The 24,291-nt window shown below is 69.2% G+C and carries 23 protein-coding genes; 14 read left to right on the forward strand and 9 right to left on the reverse strand.

The window, feature by feature from the left end:
• Positions 1–20: 20 nt before the first annotated feature.
• The 4 genes from C8263_RS01620 to C8263_RS01630 form a co-directional block, all read right to left on the reverse strand.
• Positions 21–473, reverse strand: coding sequence for a hypothetical protein (locus C8263_RS01620; RefSeq protein ID WP_107136330.1), 453 nt, complete (start codon positions 471–473; stop codon positions 21–23).
• Positions 474–519: 46 nt separating this feature from the next.
• Complete coding sequence (locus C8263_RS01625) at positions 520–1,155, reverse strand: GNAT family N-acetyltransferase (RefSeq protein ID WP_107136331.1); 636 nt, start codon at positions 1,153–1,155, stop codon at positions 520–522.
• A 58-nt stretch (positions 1,156–1,213) separates the two neighbouring features.
• A complete protein-coding gene (locus tag C8263_RS19175; RefSeq protein WP_158263720.1) occupies positions 1,214–1,381 on the reverse strand; it encodes a hypothetical protein in 168 nt (55 codons plus the stop codon).
• Between the two features lie 179 nt (positions 1,382–1,560).
• The gene (locus C8263_RS01630; RefSeq protein ID WP_107136332.1) at positions 1,561–2,001 is read right to left on the reverse strand and encodes a 23S rRNA (pseudouridine(1915)-N(3))-methyltransferase RlmH; all 441 of its coding nucleotides are present in this window, start codon (positions 1,999–2,001) and stop codon (positions 1,561–1,563) included.
• Positions 2,002–2,108: 107 nt separating this feature from the next.
• Here C8263_RS01630 and C8263_RS01635 point away from each other — a divergent pair, with 107 nt between their 5' ends.
• From C8263_RS01635 to C8263_RS01660, 6 genes are all read left to right on the forward strand, one after another.
• Positions 2,109–2,537, forward strand: a complete 429-nt coding sequence (locus C8263_RS01635) for a hypothetical protein (protein ID WP_107136333.1) — start codon at positions 2,109–2,111, stop codon at positions 2,535–2,537.
• Positions 2,534–2,767 carry a hypothetical protein gene (locus C8263_RS01640; protein WP_107136334.1) on the forward strand — a complete coding sequence of 78 codons (234 nt, stop codon included), beginning with the start codon at positions 2,534–2,536 and terminating at the stop codon, positions 2,765–2,767. Before C8263_RS01635 ends, C8263_RS01640 begins: the two co-directional genes overlap by 4 nt.
• Complete coding sequence (gene rsmI, locus C8263_RS01645) at positions 2,760–3,710, forward strand: 16S rRNA (cytidine(1402)-2'-O)-methyltransferase (protein WP_107136335.1); 951 nt, start codon at positions 2,760–2,762, stop codon at positions 3,708–3,710. Before C8263_RS01640 ends, rsmI begins: the two co-directional genes overlap by 8 nt.
• A gap of 45 nt (positions 3,711–3,755) precedes the next feature.
• Positions 3,756–4,766, forward strand: coding sequence for a 6-phosphofructokinase (gene pfkA, locus C8263_RS01650; protein WP_107136336.1), 1,011 nt, complete (start codon positions 3,756–3,758; stop codon positions 4,764–4,766).
• Positions 4,767–5,177: 411 nt separating this feature from the next.
• Positions 5,178–6,863 carry a GAD-like domain-containing protein gene (locus tag C8263_RS01655; RefSeq protein WP_107136337.1) on the forward strand — a complete coding sequence of 562 codons (1,686 nt, stop codon included), beginning with the start codon at positions 5,178–5,180 and terminating at the stop codon, positions 6,861–6,863.
• The gene (locus C8263_RS01660) at positions 6,860–7,612 is read left to right on the forward strand and encodes a LemA family protein (RefSeq protein WP_107136338.1); all 753 of its coding nucleotides are present in this window, start codon (positions 6,860–6,862) and stop codon (positions 7,610–7,612) included. The genes C8263_RS01655 and C8263_RS01660 overlap by 4 nt, the downstream gene beginning before the upstream one ends.
• A gap of 195 nt (positions 7,613–7,807) precedes the next feature.
• On the opposite strand, the gene C8263_RS01665 is transcribed toward C8263_RS01660, so the two are convergent.
• Positions 7,808–8,215 (reverse strand): Hsp20/alpha crystallin family protein, encoded by a 408-nt coding sequence (locus tag C8263_RS01665; protein WP_107136339.1) that lies wholly within the window; start codon positions 8,213–8,215, stop codon positions 7,808–7,810.
• Between the two features lie 59 nt (positions 8,216–8,274).
• Between C8263_RS01665 and miaA the strand changes: the two genes are divergently transcribed.
• The 3 genes from miaA (at position 8,275) to C8263_RS01680 (ending at position 12,507) form a co-directional block, all read left to right on the forward strand.
• On the forward strand, positions 8,275–9,174 hold the full coding sequence (gene miaA / locus C8263_RS01670) for a tRNA (adenosine(37)-N6)-dimethylallyltransferase MiaA (RefSeq protein WP_233218572.1): 900 nt from the start codon (positions 8,275–8,277) through the stop codon (positions 9,172–9,174).
• Positions 9,175–9,316: 142 nt separating this feature from the next.
• Positions 9,317–10,558 (forward strand): glucose-1-phosphate adenylyltransferase, encoded by a 1,242-nt coding sequence (gene glgC, locus C8263_RS01675; RefSeq protein WP_107136341.1) that lies wholly within the window; start codon positions 9,317–9,319, stop codon positions 10,556–10,558.
• A 152-nt stretch (positions 10,559–10,710) separates the two neighbouring features.
• A complete protein-coding gene (locus C8263_RS01680) occupies positions 10,711–12,507 on the forward strand; it encodes a YncE family protein (RefSeq protein ID WP_107136342.1) in 1,797 nt (598 codons plus the stop codon).
• A 123-nt stretch (positions 12,508–12,630) separates the two neighbouring features.
• Here the strand turns inward: C8263_RS01680 and C8263_RS01685 are convergent, their stop codons facing one another.
• Positions 12,631–14,277, reverse strand: a complete 1,647-nt coding sequence (locus C8263_RS01685) for a methylmalonyl-CoA mutase family protein (RefSeq protein WP_107136343.1) — start codon at positions 14,275–14,277, stop codon at positions 12,631–12,633.
• 291 nt (positions 14,278–14,568) lie between these two features.
• Here C8263_RS01685 and C8263_RS01690 point away from each other — a divergent pair, with 291 nt between their 5' ends.
• The 5 genes from C8263_RS01690 (at position 14,569) to recQ (ending at position 21,884) form a co-directional block, all read left to right on the forward strand.
• Positions 14,569–15,876, forward strand: coding sequence for an AI-2E family transporter (locus C8263_RS01690; protein ID WP_107136344.1), 1,308 nt, complete (start codon positions 14,569–14,571; stop codon positions 15,874–15,876).
• A gap of 279 nt (positions 15,877–16,155) precedes the next feature.
• Positions 16,156–17,937: a translational GTPase TypA gene (gene typA, locus C8263_RS01695; RefSeq protein ID WP_107136345.1), complete on the forward strand. Its 1,782-nt coding sequence runs from the start codon at positions 16,156–16,158 to the stop codon at positions 17,935–17,937.
• Positions 17,938–18,083: 146 nt separating this feature from the next.
• A complete protein-coding gene (locus tag C8263_RS01700; RefSeq protein WP_107136346.1) occupies positions 18,084–18,605 on the forward strand; it encodes a GNAT family N-acetyltransferase in 522 nt (173 codons plus the stop codon).
• Between the two features lie 59 nt (positions 18,606–18,664).
• On the forward strand, positions 18,665–19,555 hold the full coding sequence (locus C8263_RS01705; protein WP_107136483.1) for a hypothetical protein: 891 nt from the start codon (positions 18,665–18,667) through the stop codon (positions 19,553–19,555).
• Positions 19,556–19,703: 148 nt separating this feature from the next.
• Positions 19,704–21,884 carry a DNA helicase RecQ gene (gene recQ / locus C8263_RS01710; RefSeq protein ID WP_107136347.1) on the forward strand — a complete coding sequence of 727 codons (2,181 nt, stop codon included), beginning with the start codon at positions 19,704–19,706 and terminating at the stop codon, positions 21,882–21,884.
• 363 nt (positions 21,885–22,247) lie between these two features.
• Here recQ and C8263_RS19875 read toward each other — a convergent pair whose 3' ends face one another.
• From C8263_RS19875 to C8263_RS01725, 3 genes are read right to left on the reverse strand one after another with little or no spacing between them, the layout of a single operon-like run.
• Positions 22,248–22,478, reverse strand: a complete 231-nt coding sequence (locus C8263_RS19875) for a DUF1622 domain-containing protein (RefSeq protein WP_107136348.1) — start codon at positions 22,476–22,478, stop codon at positions 22,248–22,250.
• Between the two features lie 2 nt (positions 22,479–22,480).
• Entirely contained in the window at positions 22,481–23,275 is a 795-nt protein-coding gene (locus C8263_RS01720) for a Cof-type HAD-IIB family hydrolase (RefSeq protein ID WP_107136349.1), read from the reverse strand.
• 24 nt (positions 23,276–23,299) lie between these two features.
• Entirely contained in the window at positions 23,300–24,208 is a 909-nt protein-coding gene (locus C8263_RS01725) for a PhzF family phenazine biosynthesis isomerase (protein WP_107136350.1), read from the reverse strand.
• Positions 24,209–24,291 lie beyond the last annotated feature (83 nt).

A 24,291-nucleotide genomic window follows, 5' to 3' on the forward strand; every position in this document is an offset into this window, starting at 1 on the left:
TACCTCACCCGGGCCAGCCGTCAGTTGGCCAGGTAGCGGATAAAGTCGCGCATCTCGTTCACGCAGGCCCCAGCGCCCTCGGCAGCGCTGCTGCCCGTCACGGTGCGCAGCAGACCGCTGTCACTCAGAAACAGCTGGCTGACGCGGTAACTGGTGCCGCCTTCCTTGAAATCGTAGGCGGCCAGCACGCTCCAGCGGCCCGCACGGTCCACCGGCTGCGTAACCACGTTGCGCACGCTGCGCCCCAGGCTTTCTTGCAGCTTCAGGGCAAAGGTGCGCGCCTCATCCGGGGTGGCGAAACTGGGAAAAGCCTGGCCGTGGCGCTCCTCGCGCATCAGGCAGCTGCCGCTGGCGTCGGTCCAGTAGTTGGCGTCGCCCCCCACCGGGGTCCAGCCGGGCATGGGCACAATCAGGGCGTGGGCGCTGGAGAGACTCAGCGCGGCAAGGGCAGCGGGGAGCAGGAGGCGGCGCATCAAGCGCCAAGCTACCAGACCTCTGATGACAATCTTGAGCCTTTTCTCATGTTGTGTGGGGATGGTTGGGCCCCACCAGGCGGTCCAGCCGCCGGTCCAGCGCGGCCCGCACGCCCGGCCACTCGGCAGCCAGAATGCTGAACATCACGCTGTCGCGCGCCTGTCCATCTGGCCGCACCTGATAGGCCCGCAGCACCCCCTCCTGCACCGCCCCCAGGCGCCGCATGGCCCGCAGACTGCGCTCGTTGCGGGCGTCCACCTTGAACTGCACCCGCCCGGCGCCCAGCGCCTCAAAGGCCCGGGCCAGCAGCAGCCGTTTGGCGTCCGGGTTCACGGCCGTGCCCTGCGCGGCGGGCAGCAGCATGGTGCCGATCTCGGCCCAGCGGTCCTCGGGCCGCACCTCGCTGTAGCTGACGCGCCCGACCACCGGCCCCGCCGTGCCCAGCCGCACCGCAAAATTGACCCGGCGCGGCAATGCGTTCAGGCGCTCGATGTACTCGGCCCAGGCCGGGACCGTCTGCGCTGTGGGCCCGCCCCGGGCCAGAAAACGAATGGTGTCCTCGGTGGCCCCGGCGTGCAGGTCGGCGGCGTGCTCGGGGCGCAGGGCTTCCAGCGTGACCGCCCGCCCCGGCAGGGTGGGCGCGCGCAGCCATTCAGGGGCGGGGGCTGGCAGATCAGTCATCTTGCTGCCCAGCGTAGCCCAGGGTGTGTGGGCCGGGGGCGTACCGGTGGCGGGGTGTCTAGCGGCGCTCCAGGTCGTGCACGCGCTGTTCAAGGTCATGAACGCGCTGGCTCTGGCCCGGCTGGCTGGCCCGCCTGATCAACCAGAGCACCAGCCAGAGGCCGACGAGCAGTGCGGTCGCAACCACGAGCAGCATCAGCAGTTCCAGGAGACCAGAAGAGGGCATACGTGCAGTACGCCTGTCCACGGCCCCAGGTTCCTAAGGACGTTGCCCATCATGGTGCGACTGTTCAGGAGAGCACCGAACAGTCTCCATGCCCGGGGCAAAGCCCTTTGTTCGCTTCTCGCGCTGCGGCGCCGCTGTCTCCGCCCGCTCGGTTGATCGGGGGCTTGGCAGCGAACGACTTAGCCCCGGTGGTACGGCTCGCCCGCACTGATGGTCCCGGCCCGGTACAGGGCTTCGAGCAGCACCACCATCGCCAGATCGTGCGGCAGGGTCAGCTGGCCCAGGCTCCACAACCGGGCCGCCCCGGCGCGCAGCTCGTCGGTGTGGCCGTCCGGGCCGCCCACCGCAAAGGCCAGTTCGCCCACGCCGGAGACCGCCTGCGCGTCCAGAAAGGCACTCAGCCCCTCGGAGGTGAACTGCGCGCCGCGCGGGTCCAGCAGCACCAGCGGCGCGCGCCCGGCGGCCCGGCGCACCGCCCCGCTTTCCTGCGCCTGGGTGCGGGCAGAGACCCGCGTGACCTGCACGCGGTGAAAGCGCCGCAGCCGCTTTTCGTATTCATCCCACCCGGCCCGGGCATAAGCCAGCTTGGGTTCACCAACGGTAATCAGGTGCAGGCGCACGCGGGGCAGCTTACGGCATTTCGCAGGCGCCCACGGTTCTCGGCTGCAGGGCTCGCCCGCTACACTGGGCGCATGCCAGCCTTGACCCTTTGCCCTGCAGGTGGGGCATGAATTACGCGGCCACGCTGGCGGTGCTGGTGGTGCTGGCCTTCAGCTTTCCGCTGACCGTGCAGCTGGGGGCCCGCATCGGGGTGCCGGAGGCGGTGACGCTCTCAGTGCTGGGGGCCGCCCTGACCTTCAGCCTCGCCACCTTTCTGGTGCGCTGGCAGGTCAACCGCCACCGCGCGCAGCTGGCGCGGCTGGACACGGCGCGCGCGCAGGTGGCCGCCGAACCGGACAACCCCCGCGCGTATTTTGTGGGGGGCGAGCATCTGGGCGCGCTGCTGCTGCGTCTGGACCGCCGCCGGGAAGCGGCCGAGGTGATTGACCGCTACGCCCGGCTGGGCGGCGCGCGCGAGGGCGAGATCGTGGCGCTGCGTGAAGCGCAGTCGGCGGCCGAACGCCGCGTGCGCCGCGCGCAGGGGAGGGACACATGAAAGCGTACAAAGGCGTCGTGGAAAACGGCGTGGTGGTGATTATCGGCGGCCGTCTGCCCGAGGGCGCGGTCGTGACCGTGACCGTGGGCGAGGGCGAACTGCTGCGCGCCCGCATTACCAACGTGCTCAAGCGGCCCCGCAAGGTGCGCGTGCGCCTGAAGCCCACGCCGGGGCTGGCCACCAGCGCCCTGGGCTCCCTGGCCGCGCCGCACCCGGGGGCCGATGACTGAGCCTGACCTGAACCCTGCGGGCCTGCCTGACAAGCTGCCCGACGAGGCGTGGCCCGCCGACGAGCCGCCCAGCGACGACACCAATGACGGGGCCGGCAACGACACCGGGGCCGATCCCGGCGACGCGCGGCTGTGGCTGGTCCCCACCCCGGTGGGCAACCTGGGCGACATTACCCTGCGCGCCCTGGCGGTGTTGCGCGGGGCCGACGCCGTGGCCTGCGAGGACACCCGCCGCACCGGCGCGCTGCTGACCCATCTGGGCATCCGCAAGCCGCTGGTGCGCCTGGACGCCCACACCATGAACCGCGCGCCGCAGGTGCTGGAGCGCCACCCCCGGCTGGCCTACGTGAGCGATGCGGGCACCCCCGGCATCAGCGACCCTGGCGCCGAGCTGGTGCAGGCGGCGCTGGCCGCCGACGTGCCCGTGGAGGTGCTGCCCGGGGCCACCGCCCTGATTCCCGCACTGGTGCTCTCAGGCCTGCCGGCCGGGCGCTTTACCTTTGAAGGCTTCCTGCCCCGCTCCGGCCGGGAGCGCCGCGAGCGCCTGGCCGCCGTGGCCGCCCGGGAAGAAACGTCCGTGCTGTACGAAAGCCCCCACCGCCTGCACGCCACCCTGCAGGACCTCGCGGCGGCCTGCGGCGAGACGCGGCCCGCCAGCGTCACCCGTGAACTCAGCAAGCGCTTTGAAGAGACTGCGCGCGGCACCCTGGCCGAACTGGCCGCGCATTTCGCAGCGGGCGTGCGCGGCGAGATCGTGCTGGTGCTGGGCGGCCGTGACCGCGCCGAGGCGGCCCCCCAGACCGATTTTGCGGCCCTGGCCCGCACCCTGGCCGAGGCCGGCCACAGCGTCAGGGATATACGTGAAGCGTTGCAGCGCCAGGGTTTGCGTAAGAATGACGCTTACACGCTGGCGCTTCAGATCACCGGAAGCGCTTCCGACTGAGCCCCTCCCCGACGTCCACCCGATCCCTGAAACGAGGCCCGATCCATGACCGATGTTCCGCACTGCCCTCCTCAACCCAACCCCGCCGGCCTGCGCCGCGTCGCCGTGCTGACCAGCGGCGGCGACGCCCCCGGCATGAACGCCGCCATCCGCGCCGTGGTGCGCACCGCTGCCTCACAGGGCATTGAGGTGATTGGCGTGCGCCGGGGCTTTTCCGGCCTGCACCGGGGCGACTTCGTGACCCTGGGCCCACGGGACGTGGCCAACACCATTCAGCGCGGCGGCACCATCCTGCTGTCGGCGCGCAGTTCCACGTGGCGCACCCCCGAGGGCCGCGCCCGGGGCGCCCGGCACCTGCGCGCCCACGATGTGGACGCCCTGATTGTGATTGGCGGCGACGGCTCGTTTCACGGCGCCCACTTTCTGCAGCAGGAACACGACATTCCGGTGATTGGCCTGCCCGGCACCATTGACAACGACCTGTACGGCACCGACCACACCATCGGCTACTTCACGGCGGTGGAAACCGCGCTGGACGCCGTGGACAAGCTGCGCGACACGGGCGCCAGTCATGAGCGCATCTTCGTGATTGAAGTGATGGGCCGCCACGCCGGCCACATTGCCCTGGACGTGGCGGTGGCGGGCGGCGCCGAGGAAGTGTTTATTCCGGAAGACGCCAAGGACATGAACAGCGTGCTGGACACGGTGCGCAGCAGCGTCAAGCGCGGCAAGCTGGGCAGCATCATTATCGTGGCCGAGGGCTATCCGGGCGGCGCCACCGGCGTGGCGGCGGCCATTCAGGAGGGCACGGGCATGGAAACCCGCGTGAGCATCCTGGGCCACATCCAGCGCGGCGGCACCCCGGTGTCCTCGGACCGCATTCTGGCCAGCCGCCTGGGCGAGGCCGCCGTGTACGCCCTGATGGAGGGCCGCAAGGGCGTGATGATCGGCCGCCAGAATCATGAGGTGAGCTACACGCCCCTGAACGAAACCTGGGAGCAGCGCAAGGACGTGAGCCGCGACCTGTACCGCTGCGCCCGTACCCTGAGTATCTGATCCAGCGGCAGCAGGGCGCCTCTGAGGGCGTGGAACTGATACGGCCTGCCCTCTGTTGCGCCGCCACCTCGGCACAGCGCCAATGTGCCGGCGCCACGCCCGGAGGAGGGTTACTTGCCCCCCCCCGCACTGCGGCGCCGCTTGACAGGTCCACTTCAGTCGCTCGCTGCCAAGCCCCCGATCAACCGAGCGGGCGGGGACCGCGGCGCCGCAGCGCGAGTGGCGAAGCACCGTTGGCCTGGGGGACGGGCGAGGGACTTCACCCTGAACCGCTGCGGCTCCGGGCGCCCGCCACCCTGGGCCGCCGTCCGTCTGGTACTGAGCCGAGCCCAGCCTGTTGTCTGCGCCGGCACGCCTGCGCCGCCACAGGTGCGGACGCAGCCGGACGGCAGCGGCGCTACGCTGAGGCCCATGGACAGTGCCGAGGCCATCCCGACATTCCTGCAGCGGTTTGCCCCGGCCGGAACCCGCTCCGCGCCCCCCCAGCGTCAGGCGCAGTATGCCGGGCTGCTTCCGCCTGCGGTGCGGGAACTGTGGCGCACAGGGGGATGGGGCAAATATGGCGGCGGCCTGCTGGAGGTCATTGATCCAGCCGAGTACCAGGAGACCCTGGATGACTGGCTGGGGTCTGCCCAGGGCCTCACCCAGACACCTTTTTTGCTGACTGCGTTTGGTGGGCTGTACTTCTGGCGCCAGTGGGGCGAGCCACGTGAGGACGGCACCTTCGAGGACGCTGCTGTGGCCTTTCTGAATCCACAGGATGGAGGCGTCATTCTGCTGTCCTGGGACGCGGCGGTGTTTCTGTGCGACCTGACACCCGACACCTTTGAACTGGACCCGGATGGCCTGTGGGCCGACCTTCAGGTGCCTGGGGCTGCACTGGTGGCAGGCGAGATCTTTGGGTTTGCCCTGCCTGCTTGGCTGGGAGGACTGCCGGAGGCCGCAGCGGCCGTACCCATGCAGGCGCGTGAGCATCTGGACCTGCTGCGGCAGCTTGCGGGGGACCACGCCGCGGCAAAGGAAGATGAGTTCTGGCGCCTGGAAACACCCGCCGCCTTCGACGCGCGCGAGCGGGACCTGCGGGCTGAACTGGCGCAGGTGGGTGACCCGACTGAGCAGGCGCGGCTTCATGCCCGGATTGCCCGCCTGCTGGAGCATTACCCGTGTCACGAGGTGCCGGGTGACGCCCTGGAGGTTCATCAGGCCATAGGGGAGCGCATCTGTGCGGCCTACGCCGCCGCCCGCGCCCTGGACCCCCAGCCCGAATGGCTGTTCGGGCTGGCCGACGCGATTCTCAATGCCAGAGGCTTCGAGCACACCAGTGAGGCGGCGGCGCTGTATCACGCTGCGCTGGCCACCGGCGAGCAGCCAGCGCGGGCCCACCGTGGCCTGATCCGCCGGGCGTGGCTGGAAGACGATTATGCGGTGATCGCCGAGCATGCCCAGGCCCTGCGCACCCTGGATCCAGACGACGCCGAGGCGCTGCTGGACCTCGCCCGGGCCCGCCAGGGGCAGGAACGCTACCGCGAGGCCCTGACGCTGCTGGAGGAGTATCTCCTGGTGGCCGAAAGCTATGCCCAGCCGCGCGCGCGGGGATATCAGGCAGAGTGCTATATCGCCCTGGGTGAGGCTGGCCGGGCCCGGGCCCTGTTCCGCTCCCTGCTGGCGGCCGAACCTGACGCCCGGGTGCGCACCGAACTGCTGGGAGACGCCGTTACGGCCTTTCAACACAGTGGAGAACCGGCCATCGCCCTGGAATTTCAACTGGCGCTGCTGGCCGCCACCGACCCGGATGAGGAATATTCCCTGCTGACCCATCATCTCTATGCGGTGGCCGAACTGCACAGCGAACTGGGTCAGCACGGGCCCGCCCTGCAGGCTGCCGAGCAGATGCTGGCCCGCCCCGACGCCACGGACGGGTATCACCTCCGGCTCAAAGGTAAGATTCTGGAACGCGCCGGGCGCCGCAAGGAAGCGGTCGCCGCCTACCGTGAGGCCCTGCGCCGCGACCCCAGCACCCCGGGCGTTCAGCAGGCCCTGGACGCCCTCCAGGCGCGTCCGGGCGGGTTTCTGGGGTTGTTCGGGGGACGCCGGTGACCCTGCTGTCCTGGGCGGCGCTGGTGCTGGGCGGTGTACTGGGGGTGCTGTGGCTGCTGGGGATGTGGTCACACCATGTCAGCGAGGATGACCCCAACGACGCCCTGAATCCTGTCTGGGGCAGCCTGCTGCTGGGTGTGCCCGCCCTGCTGCTGGTGCGCTCCGGGCTGGGGCGCCTGGAGGCGGGGGTGCCAGAGCTGCTGTGGCCTGCAGCGTGGGTGCTGGGCCTGGGGCTGGCCACCCTCAGTACGGTGCAGGCGGCCCGCGCCGCGCTGGTGCGGCCGCACGAAGCTCTTCAGGCGGCCCGCCTGAAGCTGGACGCAGCCCACAAGGCGCGCGCGGAACTGATTCCCAACCTGGTGCAGGTGGTGCGGTCCTTTACCCGTACCGAGGAAGAAACCATTGGCCGCGTGCTGGCCGCCCAGAAGGCAGCCGAGCAGGGTACGGCTGCGCCGGGTGAAGTGACCGCCAGTGTCCAGCTCCTGATGCGCCGCCTGTACGAGTTTCCGCAGCTGCAGAGTGCGCCCATGTACCGGCAGCTGATGGCCAGCCTGCAGACGGCGCAGTCCGATATTTTTCATTACACTGCCGAGTACAACACGCTCGCAGCGCGCTTTAACACCCTGGTCCGCACCTTCCCCATGTCCACTGTGGCCCGGCGCACCGGGCTGCAGGCAGCGCCTTACGCCGAAGCGGCCCTGAGCCCGGAGGAACGTTCGGCCCAGAACCTTCTGACCCAGCTGCCCTGAGATGGCCGGCTATCCATGTTCGTCACATTCAGGAAAAAACTGGGTGTTCCCCATCTTCCGCGCTGTTCCAGCCCAATTCCTGGACATCCGTCTCTGTTCCTGCTCTGCGCCGCCGCTCTGCGAGTCCCTCCGGTCCGAAATATTCCGTCACGTCTTGCGGAATGTTTCGGAAGCCGTATGAGACGGCAGCGCCCATCATTCCTCCTGCGGTGCTCGGCCCAGATCGCTGGAGGGCACGCTGATGGTGGGGTGGCGCTTCTCGAAGCGGATGGTCAGCACGCCGTGGACCAGGCTGGCCTGCCCCGACTGAGGGCGCACCGCTTCCGGAAAGCTCAGGGTACGCCGGAACACGCCGCTGGGCCGCTCGCCGCGCCGCAGCCGCTCGGGCGCCGGGCGCTGGCCCGCCACCGTTACCGTGTCGCCGTCCTCGTGCACCTCCAGTGAACCGGCGTCCACGCCCGGCACGTCCAGGTGCAGGCACAGGTGCGCGTCGTCGTCGGTCCAGTCGGCGGCCGGGCTCCAGGGCACCGGGCCGGCCAGGGTTTCCACCTCTTCCCGCAGCGTCATCAGGTGGTGCAGTCGCGCCAGTACGGGCTCGTTCATGCCCTCTACGGTAGCACCCGCTCCGCGCCGGCGCGCCCGCATCCTCTATGATCCTCGCCGTGCGCGCCCTGCCCATCCTGACTGCCCCCACCGCCGCTGGCAAAAGTGCCCTGGCGCTGGCCTGGGCCCAGGCCACCGGCGGCGAGCTGATCTGTGCCGACGCGTTGACCGTGTACCGGGGCCTGGACATCGGCACCGCCAAGCCGGGGCCCGCCGAGCGCGCCGCAGTGCCCCACCACCTGCTGGACGTGGCCGGGGTAACGGAGCCCTTTGACGTGGCCCGCTTTGTCACGCTGGCCGAGGCCGCTGTTGCCGGTGTGCTGGCCCGGGGCCGCACGCCGCTGATCGTGGGCGGCACGGGTTTTTATCTTTCGGCCCTGCGGCGCGGCCTGCCGCTGACGCCACCCAGCGACCCCGCTGCCCGCGCCGAGGTGGAAGCCGACCTGGCCCGGCGCGGCCTGGACGCCCTGCTGGCCGACATTGAGCGCCGCAACCCCGCCGAGGCCGCCCGTCTGGAACGCAACCCCCGGCGGGTGGTGCGCGCCGAGGAGATCTACCGCCGCACCGGGCGCGACCCCGGCGAGTTCGGTCACCGCCCCCCCGCCTTCGCCTACGAGGTGGTGGCCTTTTCGCACCCCCCAGACATCCTGGAAGCGCGCATGCACACCCGGGTGCTGGCCATGTTTGAAGCGGGCTGGGACCGTGAAGCCGCGTGGCTGGCCGCGCAGGTGTCACCCGGGGCCCAGCCGCGCCCCACCGTCTGGCAGGCGCTGGGCTACCGCGAGGCCCTGGCGGTGGCCACTGGCGCCCTCACGGTGCCCGAAGCGGCGGCGCAGGTCACCCTGGCCACCCGCCAGTACGCCAAGCGCCAGCTGACCTTTGTGCGCACCCAGCTGGGCGCGCCGCTGTTAAGTGAGGGTGAAGCGCGCCGGCATCTCTTCGAGGGGTGGCCTCGCTAGCGTGGGGCACCATGTGCCTTTCTTCTCTGTTTGTGTGTTCTTGGGCGGTGTGCCCGGCCGCCCACTCGCCCGCCGCCGCGCGCCTGGGTAGAGTGGGCCTGGGGTGCCCGGGTTGCGGCCCGGCGCACCCGGGGGGGAAGGCATGAAACCACGGGTTCTCGGCATGATTCTCGCAGGGGGACAGGGCTCCAGGCTGGCCCCGCTGACCCAGAAGCGCAGCAAACCGGCCGTGCCGTTTGGCAGCAAGTACCGCATCATTGACTTCGCCATCAACAACTTCATCAATTCCGGCGTGTTTTCCATCTACGTGCTCACCCAGTACAAGGCCCAGAGCCTGACCGAGCACATCCAGCGCGGCTGGCGCTTCGGCACCTTTCTCAGCGATTACTTCATCACGCTGGTGCCCGCGCAGATGTACCGCATCGAGGAACTGGGCCCGGTGTGGTACCGGGGCACGGCCGACGCCGTGTACCAGAACATGCACCTCATTGACAACTACGAGGCCGATTACGTGGCCATTTTCAGCGGCGATCACATCTACAAGATGAATGTGGAACACATGCTGCAAAAGCATATCGAAACGCGCGCCGACGTGACCATCGCCGCCTACCCCATGCCGCAGGCGCAGGCCCACCAGTTCGGCGTGATGCATGTGGACCACAACTGGCGCGTAACCCAGTTTCTGGAAAAGCCCAAGGACCCCCCCAGCATTCCCGGTCAAAGTGCCACCAGCCTCACCAGCATGGGCAACTACATCTTCTCGCGCCGCGCGCTGGACGAACTGCTGGAAACGAACATGGGCTCGGGCGAATCTGGCTTCGACTTCGGCGGCGACGTGATTCCCCGCGCGCTGTCAGACGGTTACACCGTCATGGCCTACGATTTTCACCGCAACCCCATTCCCGGGCAGACCCACGCCAACACCTACTGGCGCGACGTGGGGACGCTGGACGCCTACTACGAGGCCAACATGGACCTCGTGAGTGTGAACCCGGAATTCGATTTCTATAACCCGCAGTGGCCGCTGCGCACCAGCAGCGAGTTCTCGCCGCCCGCCAAGTTCGTGCACGAATCGGACGGACGCAAGGGACAGGCGTTCAATTCCATCATGGCCGGGGGCGTGATCATCAGCGGCGGCACCGTGCGCGACAGTGTGCTGGGCCGCAACGTGCGCACCCACTCGTATTCGCTGGTGGAAAGCTGCGTGCTGTTCGATGAGGTGGAGGTGGGGCGCCACGCCCACCTGCGCCGGGTGATCGTGGACAAGAACGTGGTCATTCCCCCGGGCACCAAAATTGGCATGAATCCCGACGAGGACCGCGCGCGCGGCTTCACCGTGACCGACAGCGGCGTGACGGTGGTGCCCAAGAGCTATAGTTTTTAGGGGCGGAGCCTGGTTTCGCACTGCAGCAGCGCGCAGGGCCCGGGTGGGCGCGGGAAAGGGGATGCCCCCTTGCACCGTGCCCACCTCGCTGCCAGTGCGCCCCCCATCCGCTCCTCACAGCCGCGCGCGGGGCATGCTCTATCCTGCCGCGCGTGACCCGGCGTTTCTGGACTGTTCTGGCCCTGTCGGCGGCCCTGGGCCCCCCGGCCGCCGCTGCCTCGCTGTCGCCCCGCACCCTGCTGACGGTGCCCGGCGCCGCACCCCTGGAGGTGCAGCCAGTATTTGGGGGCCCAGTGCCTAGCGGCACAGTGTCCAGTGGCACAACGTCCAGCGGCCTGGTGGCGTGCCTGGGCGAGCGCCTGCTGCACCTGGGCCCTGGCGGCGAGGTGCGCCGCAGCCTGCCGGTGGGCGCCCCGTGCGCGGGCCTGAGCGTGAGCCCCGGTGGCACCCACGCCCTGACCCGCACCGCCGCCCAGGTGAGTGTGTGGCGCCTGAGTGACGGCGTGCGGCTGGTCCGGCTGGACACGCCCGGGGTAACCGGCGCCGGCTTCAGCGGGCCCCAGGACCTGCTGATTGGCAGCGCGCAGGGCGTGGAGCGCCTGTCCCTGGCCAGCCCGGTCCGCGCAGCGCCCACCGGCGAGGGTGTGGGCGCGCTGGTGACTGCCCCCGACGGCCTGCGGGCCGTGGTCACCCGCGCCGGGCGCCTGCAACTGCTGGACACGGCTGGCCTGGGGGTGCAGAGCGCCCTGACCTGCGCGGCCCCCTGCACGCTGGGCCCGGTGGCCTTCAGCGCGGATGGCCGGGTGGCGGCCGTGCAGGCCGGGGGCGAACTGTATGCGCTGCGGGCAGGCTACCCCGCGTCGGTGGTGGTGCGCCGGACGGAAACGGGCGGCGCCCCGCTGACCGGCCTGCCCCGGCGCGACGGCAGCGTGCTGGTGCTGCGTCCCGGGCAGCTGGAGGTGCGTGACCTGCAGACCGGCCACCGCGAACAGGCGCGCGCCGTCCCCGGGCTGCAGGCGGCCCCCGCCACCCTTACGGCCACCGAGCGGGTGCTGAGCGTGCAGGGCGGCGCGCTGCAGGACAGCGGCGCCGATCTGGGCGCCCCCCGCACCCTCCTCAGCCTGCCGGCGGTCCTGACGGGCGGCGGCCTGGACCCGGCCACGGGCGAGCCGCTGGCCCTGCTGCCCGGCGGCACCCTCACTGCCGGCCCGCGTGCCCTGGCCCAGAATGTGGGCGCTGTGCAGACCATGAACCGCTTCACGTGGCTGCTGACCGCAGGTGGCAGCGGCGGCCGGGTCCTGAGCACCTTCGGCGGCGGGCGTTCCCAGGCCACGGCTGGCCTGCGCAGCGCCACCCGCCTGAGCGTGAACCACTGGGGCAACCACGCCGCCGTCTGGGACGAGGCGCGGCTGGTGGTGGTGGCCCAGAAGACAGGCAAGGCGGTGGCCACCCTGCCTGTGGCCGGCGCGGCGCGCGTGACCGTCTCGCCGGACGCCACCCGCGCCTACGTGTTTGCGCGCACGGGCGACCCGGCCGTGGTCCTGACCGCCAATGCCAAGCGCTTCCCCCTGCCCGTGCAGGCCGGCGCGCGCTACGCCGACGTGCAGATCAGCGGCCAGGGCCAGTTCGCCTACGTGAAGGTGGGCGGCGGCCTGGACCTGTACCGCCCAGGGCAGCGCTCGCCGTTCGCCGCCCTGCCCATGGTCAGTGACCGCGAGGGCGCCGTGCGTTACAGCCCCGGCAATGGCCACCTCGCTGCCGTCACCCGCGCCGACGACGGCTGGCACCTGAGCCTGCTGGACCCCGAGACCGGCCGCGTGACCGCCGTAAGCCCCGTCCTGGCTGAACACCCCGCCTTTCTGGCCTGGAGCCCGGACAGCCGCCGCCTGACCGTGGGGGCTGGGCTGGGGACGGCAGTGAACAACGTCACCGTGTTCGACGTGCAGTAGAGGGACGCGGGGCACGGGATGCAGGGCGCGGAAGAGGCTAAACCCCCCGGCCCTGCCTTCCCCAAAGCAACGCGGTGCGCGGGAGGAACCCGGAGCGCACCGCGTTCTGCCCCCCGCCTCCCTTTACACCACGGCGGGTTCCACGTACTCCCCGTACACGGTCTTGAGCACATCCATCTGCTCGCCCAGCGTGCAGTAGGCGTGGGCGCACTCCAGGAACGCGGGCATGGAGTTGGCGCCCGTCACGGCCGTGTCGCGCAGGGCGGCCAGCGCCGCTTCCACCCGCATGGGGTCGCGCTCGCGGCGCACCTGCGCCAGCCGGGCTTCCTGTACCCGCTCCACCTCCGGGTCAATCAGCTGGATGGGCACCTCCACCGCGTCCTGCACAAAGTCGTTCACACCCACGATGATGCGGTCGCCCCGCTCCACTTCCTGCTGGTAGCGGTAGGCGGCCTCGGCCATTTCCAGCTGGAAAAAGCCGCTCTCGATGCCAGCCTCCACCCCGCCCATCATGCGAATCTGCTCGATATAGCCCATGGCGGCGGCTTCAATGTCGTTGGTCAGCTTTTCCACGTAGTAGCTGCCGGCCAGCGGGTCGACCACGCCGGCCACGCCCGTTTCATAGGCGATGATCTGCTGGGTGCGCAGGGCGATGGTGGCGGCTTCCTCGGTGGGCAGGGCCAGCGCCTCGTCAAACGAGTCGGTGTGCAGGCTCTGGGTGCCGCCCAGCACGGCGGCCAGCGCCTGAATCGCCACCCGGGCGATGTTGTTCAGCGGCTGCTGCGCCGGCAGGCTCACGCCGGCTGTCTGCGAGTGCGTGCGCAGCATCCAGCTGCGGGGGTTCTTCGCGCCGTAACGGTCGCGCATCTGCCGCGCCCAGATGCGCCTCGCGGCGCGCAGCTTGGCGATCTCCTCGAAAAAGTCATTGTGAATGTCCCAGAAAAAGCTGATGCGCGGCGCGAACTCGTCAATGTTCAGGCCCCGTTCCAGCGCCTTTTCCACGTAGTGGAAGCCGTCGGCCAGGGTAAAGGCCAGTTCCTGTACCCCGGTGGCCCCGGCTTCGCGGATGTGGTACCCGCTCACCGAGACGAAGTTCCATTTGGGCACCACCCTGGGGCCCCACTCGAAGGTGTCAATCACCAGCTTCACGCTGGGCGCCGGCGGGTAGATGAATTCCTTCTGGGCAATGAACTCTTTCAGGATGTCGTTCTGAATGGTGCCGCCCACCTGCCCCAGGTCCTTGCCCTGCTTCTGGGCATTGGCGATGTACATGGCCCAGATGGCGTTGGCCGGACTGTTGATGGTCATGGAGGTGGTCACGGCCGTGGGATCAATGCCCCGGAACAGAATCTCCATGTCTGCGAGGCTGCTCACCGCCACGCCGCACTTGCCCACCTCGCCCCTGGAAAAGGGGTGGTCCGAGTCGTAGCCCATCAGCGTGGGCAGGTCAAAGGCGGTGCTCAGGCCCGTCTGCCCGGCTTTCAGCAGGGCGTGAAAGCGCTCGTTGGTCTGCTCGGCGCTGCCAAAGCCCGCGAACATGCGCATGGTCCACAGCTTGCCCCGGTACACGCTGGGCTGTACGCCGCGCGTGTACGGAAACTCGCCGGGATAGCCCAGGTCGCGCGCCGCGTCCCAGCTGCCCAGGTCGTCAGCCGTGTAAATCGGCTCGGGCTCCATGTCCGAGAGGTTCTTGAAGTTGTATTTGCGCTCGGGGAATTTCTGGGTGGCTGGGCCGTACACGCTCTGCATCCACTCGTTCTTGCTTTTCATGGGGCCTCCGGGGAGTAGGGGAGCCAAACGCTCGTTAGGTACGCACAGGGTAGCAGAGGGGGTCTGCCCGGTGTCCTGGATGAAGCGCCCCGTGCTGCGGCGCCGCTGTCCCAGCCCGCCCGGTTGGTCGGGGCTTGGCAGCGAGCGGCTGAACAGGGCCGCACCGCACAGCATCCCTCTGACGCAGAAGTTATGCGGCGCGGGGCGCAGCCTGGACCCACAGGCGGTAAAGGCTCTGCCAAGCCAATGTTCCTCCGGTTTCCCTGAAGTCGCGCTTACACTGGGTTTCTCATGAGAGACACACCTTCTGTGCCCCCCACTCGGCGCGCGCCGCCCGGGACAGACAGCCGGCCCCGCGTGACTGTTCAGGTGGTGAACCTGCTGCCGGTGGCCCTGGCTGTGCTTGGCATTCTGCTGGCCCTGAACTTCTTTTCCAAGGTGGCGCCCTCGCTGCTGGCGGTGACCCTGGCGCTGATCCTGGCCACGGCGCTCAACCCGGTGGCCCGCTTCTTAGAGCGCTGGATGTCGCGCGGACTGGCCGGCAGTCTGACCGTGCTGCTGGTGGTGGCCACCCTGGCGGGCGCGGCGTTCGTGGCCCTGCCGCCGGCCATTGCCCAGCTGAGCACTCTGGGCAGCAGCACCGTGGACCTGGGCTCGGTGGAAGCGCGCCTGAACAGCTGGCTGCGCAGCCAACCCGGCGTGGACCGCATGATTCCCGACGACGCCCTGCAGCAGTTAGAACGGCAGCTGCGCCAGACCGGCGCGCAGGCCGCCAGGGCCCTGCCCAATCTGGTGGGGCTGGTGCTGGGCGGCCTGTTCACGGGGCTGATTACCCTGGTCATGCTGGTCTATGCCCTGGGCAACCCGGTGCCGCTGGTGAACGGGGCGCTGGGAGCAGTGCCGCCGCGCTGGCGCAAGGCCGCCATGTACGCCCTGGCCCAGATTCTCAAGCAGATGGGCGCCTGGGGCCGCGCCACCCTGCTGGTGATGCTGGTCACGGGCAGTTGCACAGCCGCCGGGTTCTACCTGCTGGGCGTCAAGAACTGGCTGGTGTTTGGCCTGCTGGCCGCACTGGGCGAACTGGTGCCCACCATCGGGCCCATTGTGGCCACGCTGCCGCCCGTGCTGTTCACCCTGGCCGAGGACCCGCAAAAAGCGCTGTACGTGGCCCTGTTCGTGCTGGTGTTTCAGCAGGTGTCCGGCTTTGTGCTCTCGCCACTGGTGGTGGGCGGGGCCGGCAACCTGCACCCCCTCTCGGTGATCGTGGGCGTGCTGCTGTTTGGCGGGGTGTTCGGTCTGGTGGGCGCTTTTCTTACGGTGCCCTTCCTGATTGTCATCAAGGCGGTCTACCAGCATTTCTACCTGCGTGAATCCCCGGACATTCCCGACGCGGTGGCCATGGCCCTGATTTCCGGCCGGGTGGAAGAGCAGCTGGAGCGCGAGGAGGAAGCCCGCGAGGACGCCGCGCGCGCCGCCACCAGCGCCCGTGACGCGGCCCTGACCCAGCAGGTGGAACGTGGCACCGTGAAGCTCGACCAGTTGGAAGAGGTGCTGGAAGACGAGGCGCCCCCCCACGGTGGCCCGTCCAGTCGGCCCTGAGGGGCGCTGGCACCTGAGACCAACGCGCTTGAATCGTTGGACGGCTCAATCCGAGCGGCGCGAGAAGGAGGAAGACGGGTGGCCGGGCGTGGCGTGTCTACCCCGGTGTTGTCCCGGGTTGGACACGAAACAGACGGAATCCAGATGATCTGCTAAACTTCTGTTTTGGGTGTCCCGCCCACGCGACGTGAGGCGGGCTTTTTCATGCCTACGCGAGCAGAAGGCAGACCGGCCACCGCGCTGAACGCCAACCGCTCCGCTTCAAGGGAGCTGAACCTTATGGAATATCGCAACATCGCCATCATCGCCCACGTTGACCACGGCAAGACCACCCTGGTGGACGGCCTGCTCAAGCAGACCCTCAAGCTGGGCCACGGTGAGGAAATCGCCGAGCGCGCCATGGACTCCAACGACCTGGAAAAGGAACGCGGCATCACCATCCTGGCCAAGAACACGGCCGTGGAATACAAGGGCGTCAAGATCAACATCGTGGACACCCCCGGCCACGCCGACTTCGGCGGTGAAGTGGAGCGCGTGCTGGGCATGGTGGACGGCGCCCTGGTGCTGGTGGACGCCGCCGAGGGCCCCATGCCCCAGACCCGCTTCGTGCTCAGAAAGGCCATTGAACTGGGCCTGAAGCCCATCGTGGTGATCAACAAGATTGACCGCCAGGACGCGCGCCCCGAAGAGGTCGTGAACCTGACCTTCGACCTGATGGCTGAACTGGGCGCCAACGACGACCAGCTGGACTTTCCCATCCTGTACGCCGTGGCCCGCGAAGGCAAAGCCTACCGCGAGCTGGACAAGCCCCAGGACGACATGCACGAGCTGTTTGACATGGTCCTGGAGTACATCCCGGCCCCCAAGGTGGACCTGGACGCGCCGTTCCAGATGCTGGTGACCAACCTGGATTACTCCGAGTACCTGGGCCGCATCGTGCTGGGCCGGGTGCAGCGCGGCACCGTCAAGAAGGGCGAATTTGTGCAGCTGATGCACAAAGACGGCACCATGACCAAGACCCGCGTGGTGCAGCCCTTTACCCACCTGGGCCTGCGCCGCATCGAAGTGGACAGCGTCGGCGCCGGAGACATCGTGGCCCTGGCCGGCATTGAGGACGCGCAGATCGGCGAGACCGTGGCCGACCTCGCTGACCCCGAGGCCCTGCCCATCATCACCGTGGACGAGCCCACCGTCTCGATGGTGTTCCAGCCCAACACCAGCCCCTTTGCCGGCAAGGAAGGCAAGTACGTCACCTCCCGCCACCTCAACGACCGCCTCAAGCGCGAGGTCATGACCAACGTGTCGCTGAAGGTCGAGGAAATCCGCCCTGACGAGTTCAAGGTCTCGGGGCGCGGCGAGCTGCACCTCTCGATCCTGCTCGAAACCATGCGCCGCGAAGGCTACGAGGTGCAGGTGGGCGCCCCGCAGGTGATTATCCGCGAGATTGACGGCGTGAAGCACGAGCCCGTCGAGCACCTTGTCATTGACGTGCCCGAGCACCACGCCAGCACCGTGATCGGCGTGCTGGGCGCCCGCAAGGGCCAGATGGTGAACATGGAGCCCCAGGGCACCCGCACCCGCGTGGAATTCAAGATTCCCAGCCGCGCGCTGTTCGGCTTCCGCACCCAGTTTCTGTCCATGACCCAGGGCGAGGGCATCATGAGCCACATCTTCGACGGCTACGCGCCCTGGGCCGGCGAACTCAAGACCCGCCAGAACGGCTCGCTGGTCAGCATGGAAGACGGCGTGGCCTTTGCCTACTCCATCTTCAAGCTGCAGGACCGGGGCTCGTTCTTCATTGACGCGGGCCAGGACGTCTACGTGGGCATGATCGTGGGCGAAAACGCCCGCGAGCAGGACATGAACGTAAACGTGTGCAAGAACAAGAAGCTCACGAACGTGCGCTCGGCCGGCGCTGACGAGGCCCTGACCCTGATTCCCCCCAAGCGCATGAGCCTGGAAGATGCCCTGGAGTACATTGCCGACGATGAACTGGTCGAGTTGACCCCCCAGAGCATCCGCCTGCGCAAGAAGGTGCTCAACCCCAGCTTCCGCAAGTAAACGGCCCTCTGGTCCGGCCCTCTGCCCTCTATGGCCGGGGGCTTTGTCGTTTGGGCCGCGCCCCTCCACGCCAGGATTGCCCTCTTACGCGCCTCGGATGGAACTGTGGTGCACGGTGGGCCCAGCGTTGGTATTACCGTGCAGGCATGTCCACTGCTCTGGTCATCCGCCCCGCCACCCACGGTGACGTGCCGGCCATCACCGAGATCTACAACCATGCCGTTCTGCACACCACGGCTTCATACGACCTGGAACCGGTGACCCTGGCCGCGCGCCGCGCGTGGTTTGACGAGAAGGCAACAGGCCGCTGGCCCGTCTGGGTGGCCCAGCACGGCGCCGGGGCCGTGATTGCCTGGGCCACCTTCGGCCCCTTCCGCGCCAAGCCCGGCTACCGCTTTACCGCCGAACATTCGGTGTATGTGGCCCCCAGGGCCCAGGGAGCTGGCGTGGGCCACGCCCTGATGACCATGCTGATCGCCAGCGCCCGGCAGCGGGGGCTGCACAGTCTGGTGGGCGCCGTGGACGCCGACAATGCAGGCAGCCTGGCCTTTCACGCACGGCTGGGCTTTGTTCCCGTGGCCCATTTCCAGCAGGTGGGCCACAAGTTCGGGCGCTGGCTGGACCTGGTGTTCGTGCAACTGCTGCTGGAAGAAGCCGGGGAAGGCTAGGGTGGCCAGGGCCCCCAGGCGCGCCCCTGCGCTGGCACGCGCGGGTGTACGCTGTGCCCATGCTGGCGGCCATAGAAAGCGTGCGGAATCTGGCGGAACCCCTGGGCTGGATGGTTCACGTGGCGGGGGGCTTCGCCGTGGCGTTCTTCGCGTCCTCGGTCTTCTCGCCGGCCGGGCGCCGCGCGGCGGTGGTGGCCCGCGCGGCGGCCGTGGTGCTGCTGCTGACGGTCCTGGGGGCCTCGTGGCTGGTGCACCCGGCGGCCGGCATGCTGCTGGGCTATCTGGGCTCGCACGCCTTTGGCCGCTGGCGCCGCGCCAGAGGCGGGCTGATGGTGGCCCTGGCGGCGGCCGCCGCGTTCATTGCGCTGGGCGCGGGCTGGCTGGTGTACCCCGTGTTCATCATGGCGCTGATCTGGCTGGCCAGCGGGGTCTGGGGCCGCCAGGACCGCGCGCCCGCTGCGGCGCCCGCCGCGCCGGTGCCCTCGGCTCTGCCCGCCCAGGCCAGCGGCACGCTCCTGGGCACCACAGAGGGCCCCCTGGTGGCCCTGCTGCGGGACGAGCGCCTGCCCCCCGACGCCCGCGCGCAACTGGCCGCCCTGAACCTGCGCACCCAGGAGGCCCTGTCGCTGCTGAACACCCAGGGCCTGGAAGGCACCGAAGCCGGCTACCTGACCCGTGCCATCCGCGAGGAATATGCGCCCGGCGCCGTGAACGCCTACCTGAAGCTGCCGCGCTCCCTGGCCGACACCGCTCCCATTCAGGACGGCAAGACCGGCCGCGCCCTGCTGACCGAGCAACTGGAACTGCTGCTCTCGGGCGTGCAGGACGTCATTGACGGCACTCTGCGCAGTGGCAGCCAGGAATTGCTGACCCACGGCCGCTTTCTGCGCGACCGCTTTGCCAAGGTGGAAGTTGACCTGCGCGTGCCTGTCGAGGTCAAAGCGAAGTAGCCCTGGAAGGCAGTCTGCTGAGCCAGCGTGCTCGCTTCCAACGGCCACTTGATCCGTCTCTCTCAAAACGCCTCTGTCCCCAGTCCACCCAACTTTTCCACTCACTCCCGCATTACGCCCTGCACAGAACACGCTATCCTGAGGGGCGATGTCTGCCGCCTTGCCCGCCACCGATCCCGCCCTGAAGATTCTCAAAACCGTCTGGGGCTACGACGCGTTTCGCGGCGTGCAGGCCGAGATCGTGGAGACGGTGGCCGGGGGCGGCAACGCGCTGGTCCTTATGCCCACCGGCGGCGGCAAAAGCCTGTGCTACCAGGTGCCCAGCCTCCTGCGCCCCGGCGTGGGCATCATCGTGTCGCCGCTGATTGCCCTGATGAAGGATCAGGTGGACACGCTGCGGGCCCTGGGCGTGCGGGCTGCTTACCTGAATTCCACCCTGTCCCCCGAGGGGGTGCGTGAGGTGGAAGCGGCCCTGCTCTCGGGCGAGCTGGACCTGCTGTATGCCGCGCCCGAACGGTTGCTGCTGCCCCGCACCCTGGACCTGCTGGAGCGCGCCCCCGTGGCCCTGTTCGCCGTGGACGAGGCGCACTGCGTCTCTCAGTGGGGCCACGACTTCCGGCCCGAATACCAGGGCCTGAATGTGCTGCCAGAGCGCTTTGCCCACATCCCACGTCTTGCCCTGACCGCCACCGCCGACGACCGCACCCGCGCCGACATCCTGCGCGTGCTGGGCCTGCACGGCGCGCCGCAGTTCATCTCCAGCTTCGACCGCCCCAACATCCAGTACCGGGTGGCGGCCAAGGAAGGCCCCAAGACCCAGCTGCTGGACTTCATCCGCTCGGAACACGCCGGGGACGCGGGCATCGTCTACTGCCTCTCGCGCAAGTCTGTGGAGGACACCGCCGCGTGGCTGCAGGCCCAGGGCGTGGACGCCGTGGCCTACCACGCGGGCCTCTCGCCGCGCGAGCGCAACCACGCCCAGGACCGCTTCCTGAACGAAGAAGGGCTGGTGGTGGTGGCCACCGTGGCCTTTGGCATGGGCATTGACAAACCCAACGTGCGCTTTGTGGCCCACCTGGACCTGCCCAAGAGCATGGAGAGCTACTACCAGGAAACCGGCCGCGCCGGGCGTGACGGTCTGGCCAGCACCGCCTGGATGGTCTACGGCCTGGCCGACGTGGTGAACGTGCGCCGCATGCTGGCGGGCAGCGACGCCCCCGAGGAGGTCAAGCGGGTGGAGGCGGGCAAGCTGGACGCCCTGCTGACCTTCTGCGAGACGGCCGCCTGCCGCCGCGAGGTGCTGCTGGCCTATTTTGGCGAGACCTTCCAGGGCCCCTGCGGCAACTGCGACACCTGCCTGAACCCCCCCCAGGTGCGCGACATGACCCGCGAGGCCCAGATGGCGCTGTCGGCGGCCATTCGCACTGGCAACCGCTACGGCGCGGCCCACCTGACGGATGTGCTACTGGGCCGCGCCACCGAGAAGGTGGTGGGCATGGGCCACCACACCCTGCCCACCTTCGGCGTGGGCGCTGGCCACGACGAAAAGGTGTGGCGTGGGGTGCTGCGACAGCTGGTCAGCCTGGGCTATCTGGCAGCTGGGGAGTACCACGGCCTGTCGGCCACCGGCAAGGCCCGCGCGCTGCTGAAGGGCGAGACCCGCCTGACCCTGCGCGAGGACACGCTGCAGCCCAAAGCCGCCAAGCGCGAGCGCACCCGCGACCGTGGCGGCAGCCGCGCCCCCGTGGCCCCCGCCGACCAGCCGCTCTTTGAAGCCCTGCGTGCGTGGCGCCTGTCGCGTGCCCGCAGTCTGGGTGTGCCGCCCTATGTGATCTTCACCGACGCCACCCTGAAAGGCATTGCCGAATTCAGGCCCACCAGTCACGCCCTGCTGGGCACGGTGAGTGGCGTGGGCCAGCGCAAGCTGGCCGACTACGGCGACGAGGTGGTGCAACTCGTGCGCGACTCGCTGGACGGCGCCGCACCCGCCCCCGTCAGCGCCGCCGAACGCGGTGCCCGCGAGAACAGCGCCGTGCTGGGGATTCTGAACGGTCGCCCCGCCGAAGCCGTGCCCACCGACCCGGCAAAAACCGAGGCCGTGGCCCAGGCCCTGCGCGAACTGCGCCAGACCCTCAGCCGCGACACCGGCCACAGCTCCTTTGTGGTGTTCCCCAACGCCACCCTGCAGGCCCTGGCCGAGCGCCAGCCGCGTACCCTGACCGAGCTACAGGACATTCCCGGCTTTGGGCCCAAGCGCGTGGACGCCTACGGCGATCAGGTCGTGGCCGCCGTGCGGGAGGCGCTGGGCTCAGAGGACCTGGGGTTCTAAGTACGTTGCCCCTCACGTTACGACTTTGCAGGAGAGCACCGCAAAGTCTCCACTCCCGGTGCAACGTCCTTTTTTCGAGACTCGCTCCGCTCGGTTGATCTAAAGATCAACAGCGAGCGACTTAGGTGCCGGGCTCCTCCGGCCGCCGCGCCTCCTGCCCACTGATCTCGCGCTCCAGAAAAACATGGAGCAGGGTGCGCTGCGGTGGGGCCGCCAGCTTGCCAAGACCGTCCTAAGGACGTTGCCCCTCACCTTGCGACTGTTCAGGAGAGCACCGAACAGTCTCCACTTCCGGTGCAACGTACTGTGTTCGCCACTCGCTCTGCGGCGCAGCCGTTCCAGCCCGCTCGGTTGATCTAAAGATCAACAGCGAGGTACTGCGCACGGTGCAATGACCGTGCGCAGAATGTCGGCCGCCAGCGTAAATTCCAGGCCCACCGCCAGCGGCCCAGGTCCAGGCGCAGGCCCTCTTTCTGGGCATCGGGCCGGGGGCCCGGCCTGACCAGGGCCACTGCCGCGCGCCCCAGTGCCAGGACCACCGCCGCCACAATCACCAGCGTGGCCGCCACCTCCACACCCGGAGCGGCCCAGCATCCCTACAGTCTCAGCGCCAGTTCCACCGCTTCACGCAGGCCGCCGTCGTCCACATGGCCCACGAAGTGCCGCGCCGCCCGCCGCGCCGGTTCATCCGCGTTGCCCATCGCCACCGGGTGCCCCACCACCTGAAGGGCTGCCACGTCGTTCTCTCCGTCGCCCACCATCATCACCCGCTCCAGCGGCACGCCATAGGCTTGGGCCACCCGCGTGACCGCGCTGCCCTTGCTCACGCCCCCTCGCGTTACCGAAATAAACATGGCGTCGGGCATCACCGGGCTGCCCGCCGGGTGCAGGCTCAGGCCGTCGTGGGGGGCGGCCAGCACCTCGCCTTCTTCCTCACGCGCCACCACCCACTGCACCCGGACCACCTCACCCGGCAGGTCTTCCGGCGCCTTGGGGGCATAGGGCAGCCCCAGCAGCCGCGCGTGGCGCTCGGCGTAGTCGCCCGGCTTGGTCACGGCGTACTCCAGATCGGTATACACCTCCAGCAGCCGGTCCTCGCGCCGCGCCCGGCTCAGCAACTCTGGCAGGCGCCCAGGCGGAAACGGTTCGGACAGGCTTTGCCCATCTCCCACATTCACCACGCTGGCCCCGTTCTGAAACACATGCCAGCCCCCCTGGTCCAGCCGCGCGGCGTAGGCGCGGGCATGACCAAAGGCCGGGCGCCCGCTGCACAGGGCAATGCGCACCCCACGTGCCCGCGCGCTGTCCAGCGCGGCCCACACATCATCCCGAATCACATTCCCCGTGCCCACCAGGGTGCCGTCCACATCCACACAGATCAAACCCAGCATGGGCGCCAGTCTAGGCGCAGATCGTCAGCGGGGCGGCGCGGCGCCCTGCACCGGGGACCACAGCCCCTCGCGCTCCACCGTGGCCTGTCCCCCCACATGGACCGCCACAATCTGTTCGCCCTGCAGTACCAGTTCCACTTCCACCTCGCCGGGGGTGCCCAGCGCGTGGCCCTGGTACACCACGCCGCACGCCCGGTCCCCGCGCACCGGCAGCCGCCCCTGCCTCACCAGCAGCGCCATCAGGGCGCCCGCCGCGCTGCCGGTCACCGGGTCCTCGGGAATGCCCACGGCCGGGGCGAAATCCCGCGCCGCAAAACGGTTGACCCCCATGGGCGCGTAGGCGTACAGGCTGACCACCCCCAGCGCCTCGGTGAGCGCCTGAATGCGCGGCAGGTCCGGCTCCAGGCCGTCCAGAATCACGCTGTCCAGCAGCGGCAGAAACACACTCCACAGCCCGGTGCTGGCCGCCGCCAGGGGCAGGCCCCGGTGCACCATGCGCGCGTCAATCCCCAGGGCCTCGGCCAGTTCAGTGCGAATGGAACGCGGCAATTCGCGGTAGGCGGGCGCGGGCTGCTGCATCCACACCCGCAGCGGGACCCCCGCCGCCGTGTCCAGGCGCAGCGGTACCCGCCCGGCCAGCGTGTCCAGAAACAGCGGTGAGCGGCCGTCCCACTCGCCGGCCTGGGCCAGCGTCAGGCCCAGGGCCACGGTGGCGTGCCCGCAGAAGTCCACCTCCTGCGTGGGGGTGAAGTAGCGCACCCGTGCAATAGGGCCCTCACGCCGGGTCACAAACACCGTCTCCGGCGCGCCAATGAGGGCCGCCAGCGCCTGCATGTCCGGGCGACTCAGGGCGCCGCCCTCCAGCACCACGCCGGCGCGGTTGCCGTGCCCCGGCGTGTCGGTAAAGGCGCTGACCTCGCTGTACGCGATCATGCCCGTACTGTAGCAAGCCCGCCCCGGCCCACCTTCATCTTTAGCTGGGCTTGACCTGCCCTGAAGGCGCTCTCCATGCAGGC

Source organism: Deinococcus arcticus, from assembly GCF_003028415.1.
Classification (GTDB): Bacteria; Deinococcota; Deinococci; order Deinococcales; family Deinococcaceae; genus Deinococcus; species Deinococcus arcticus.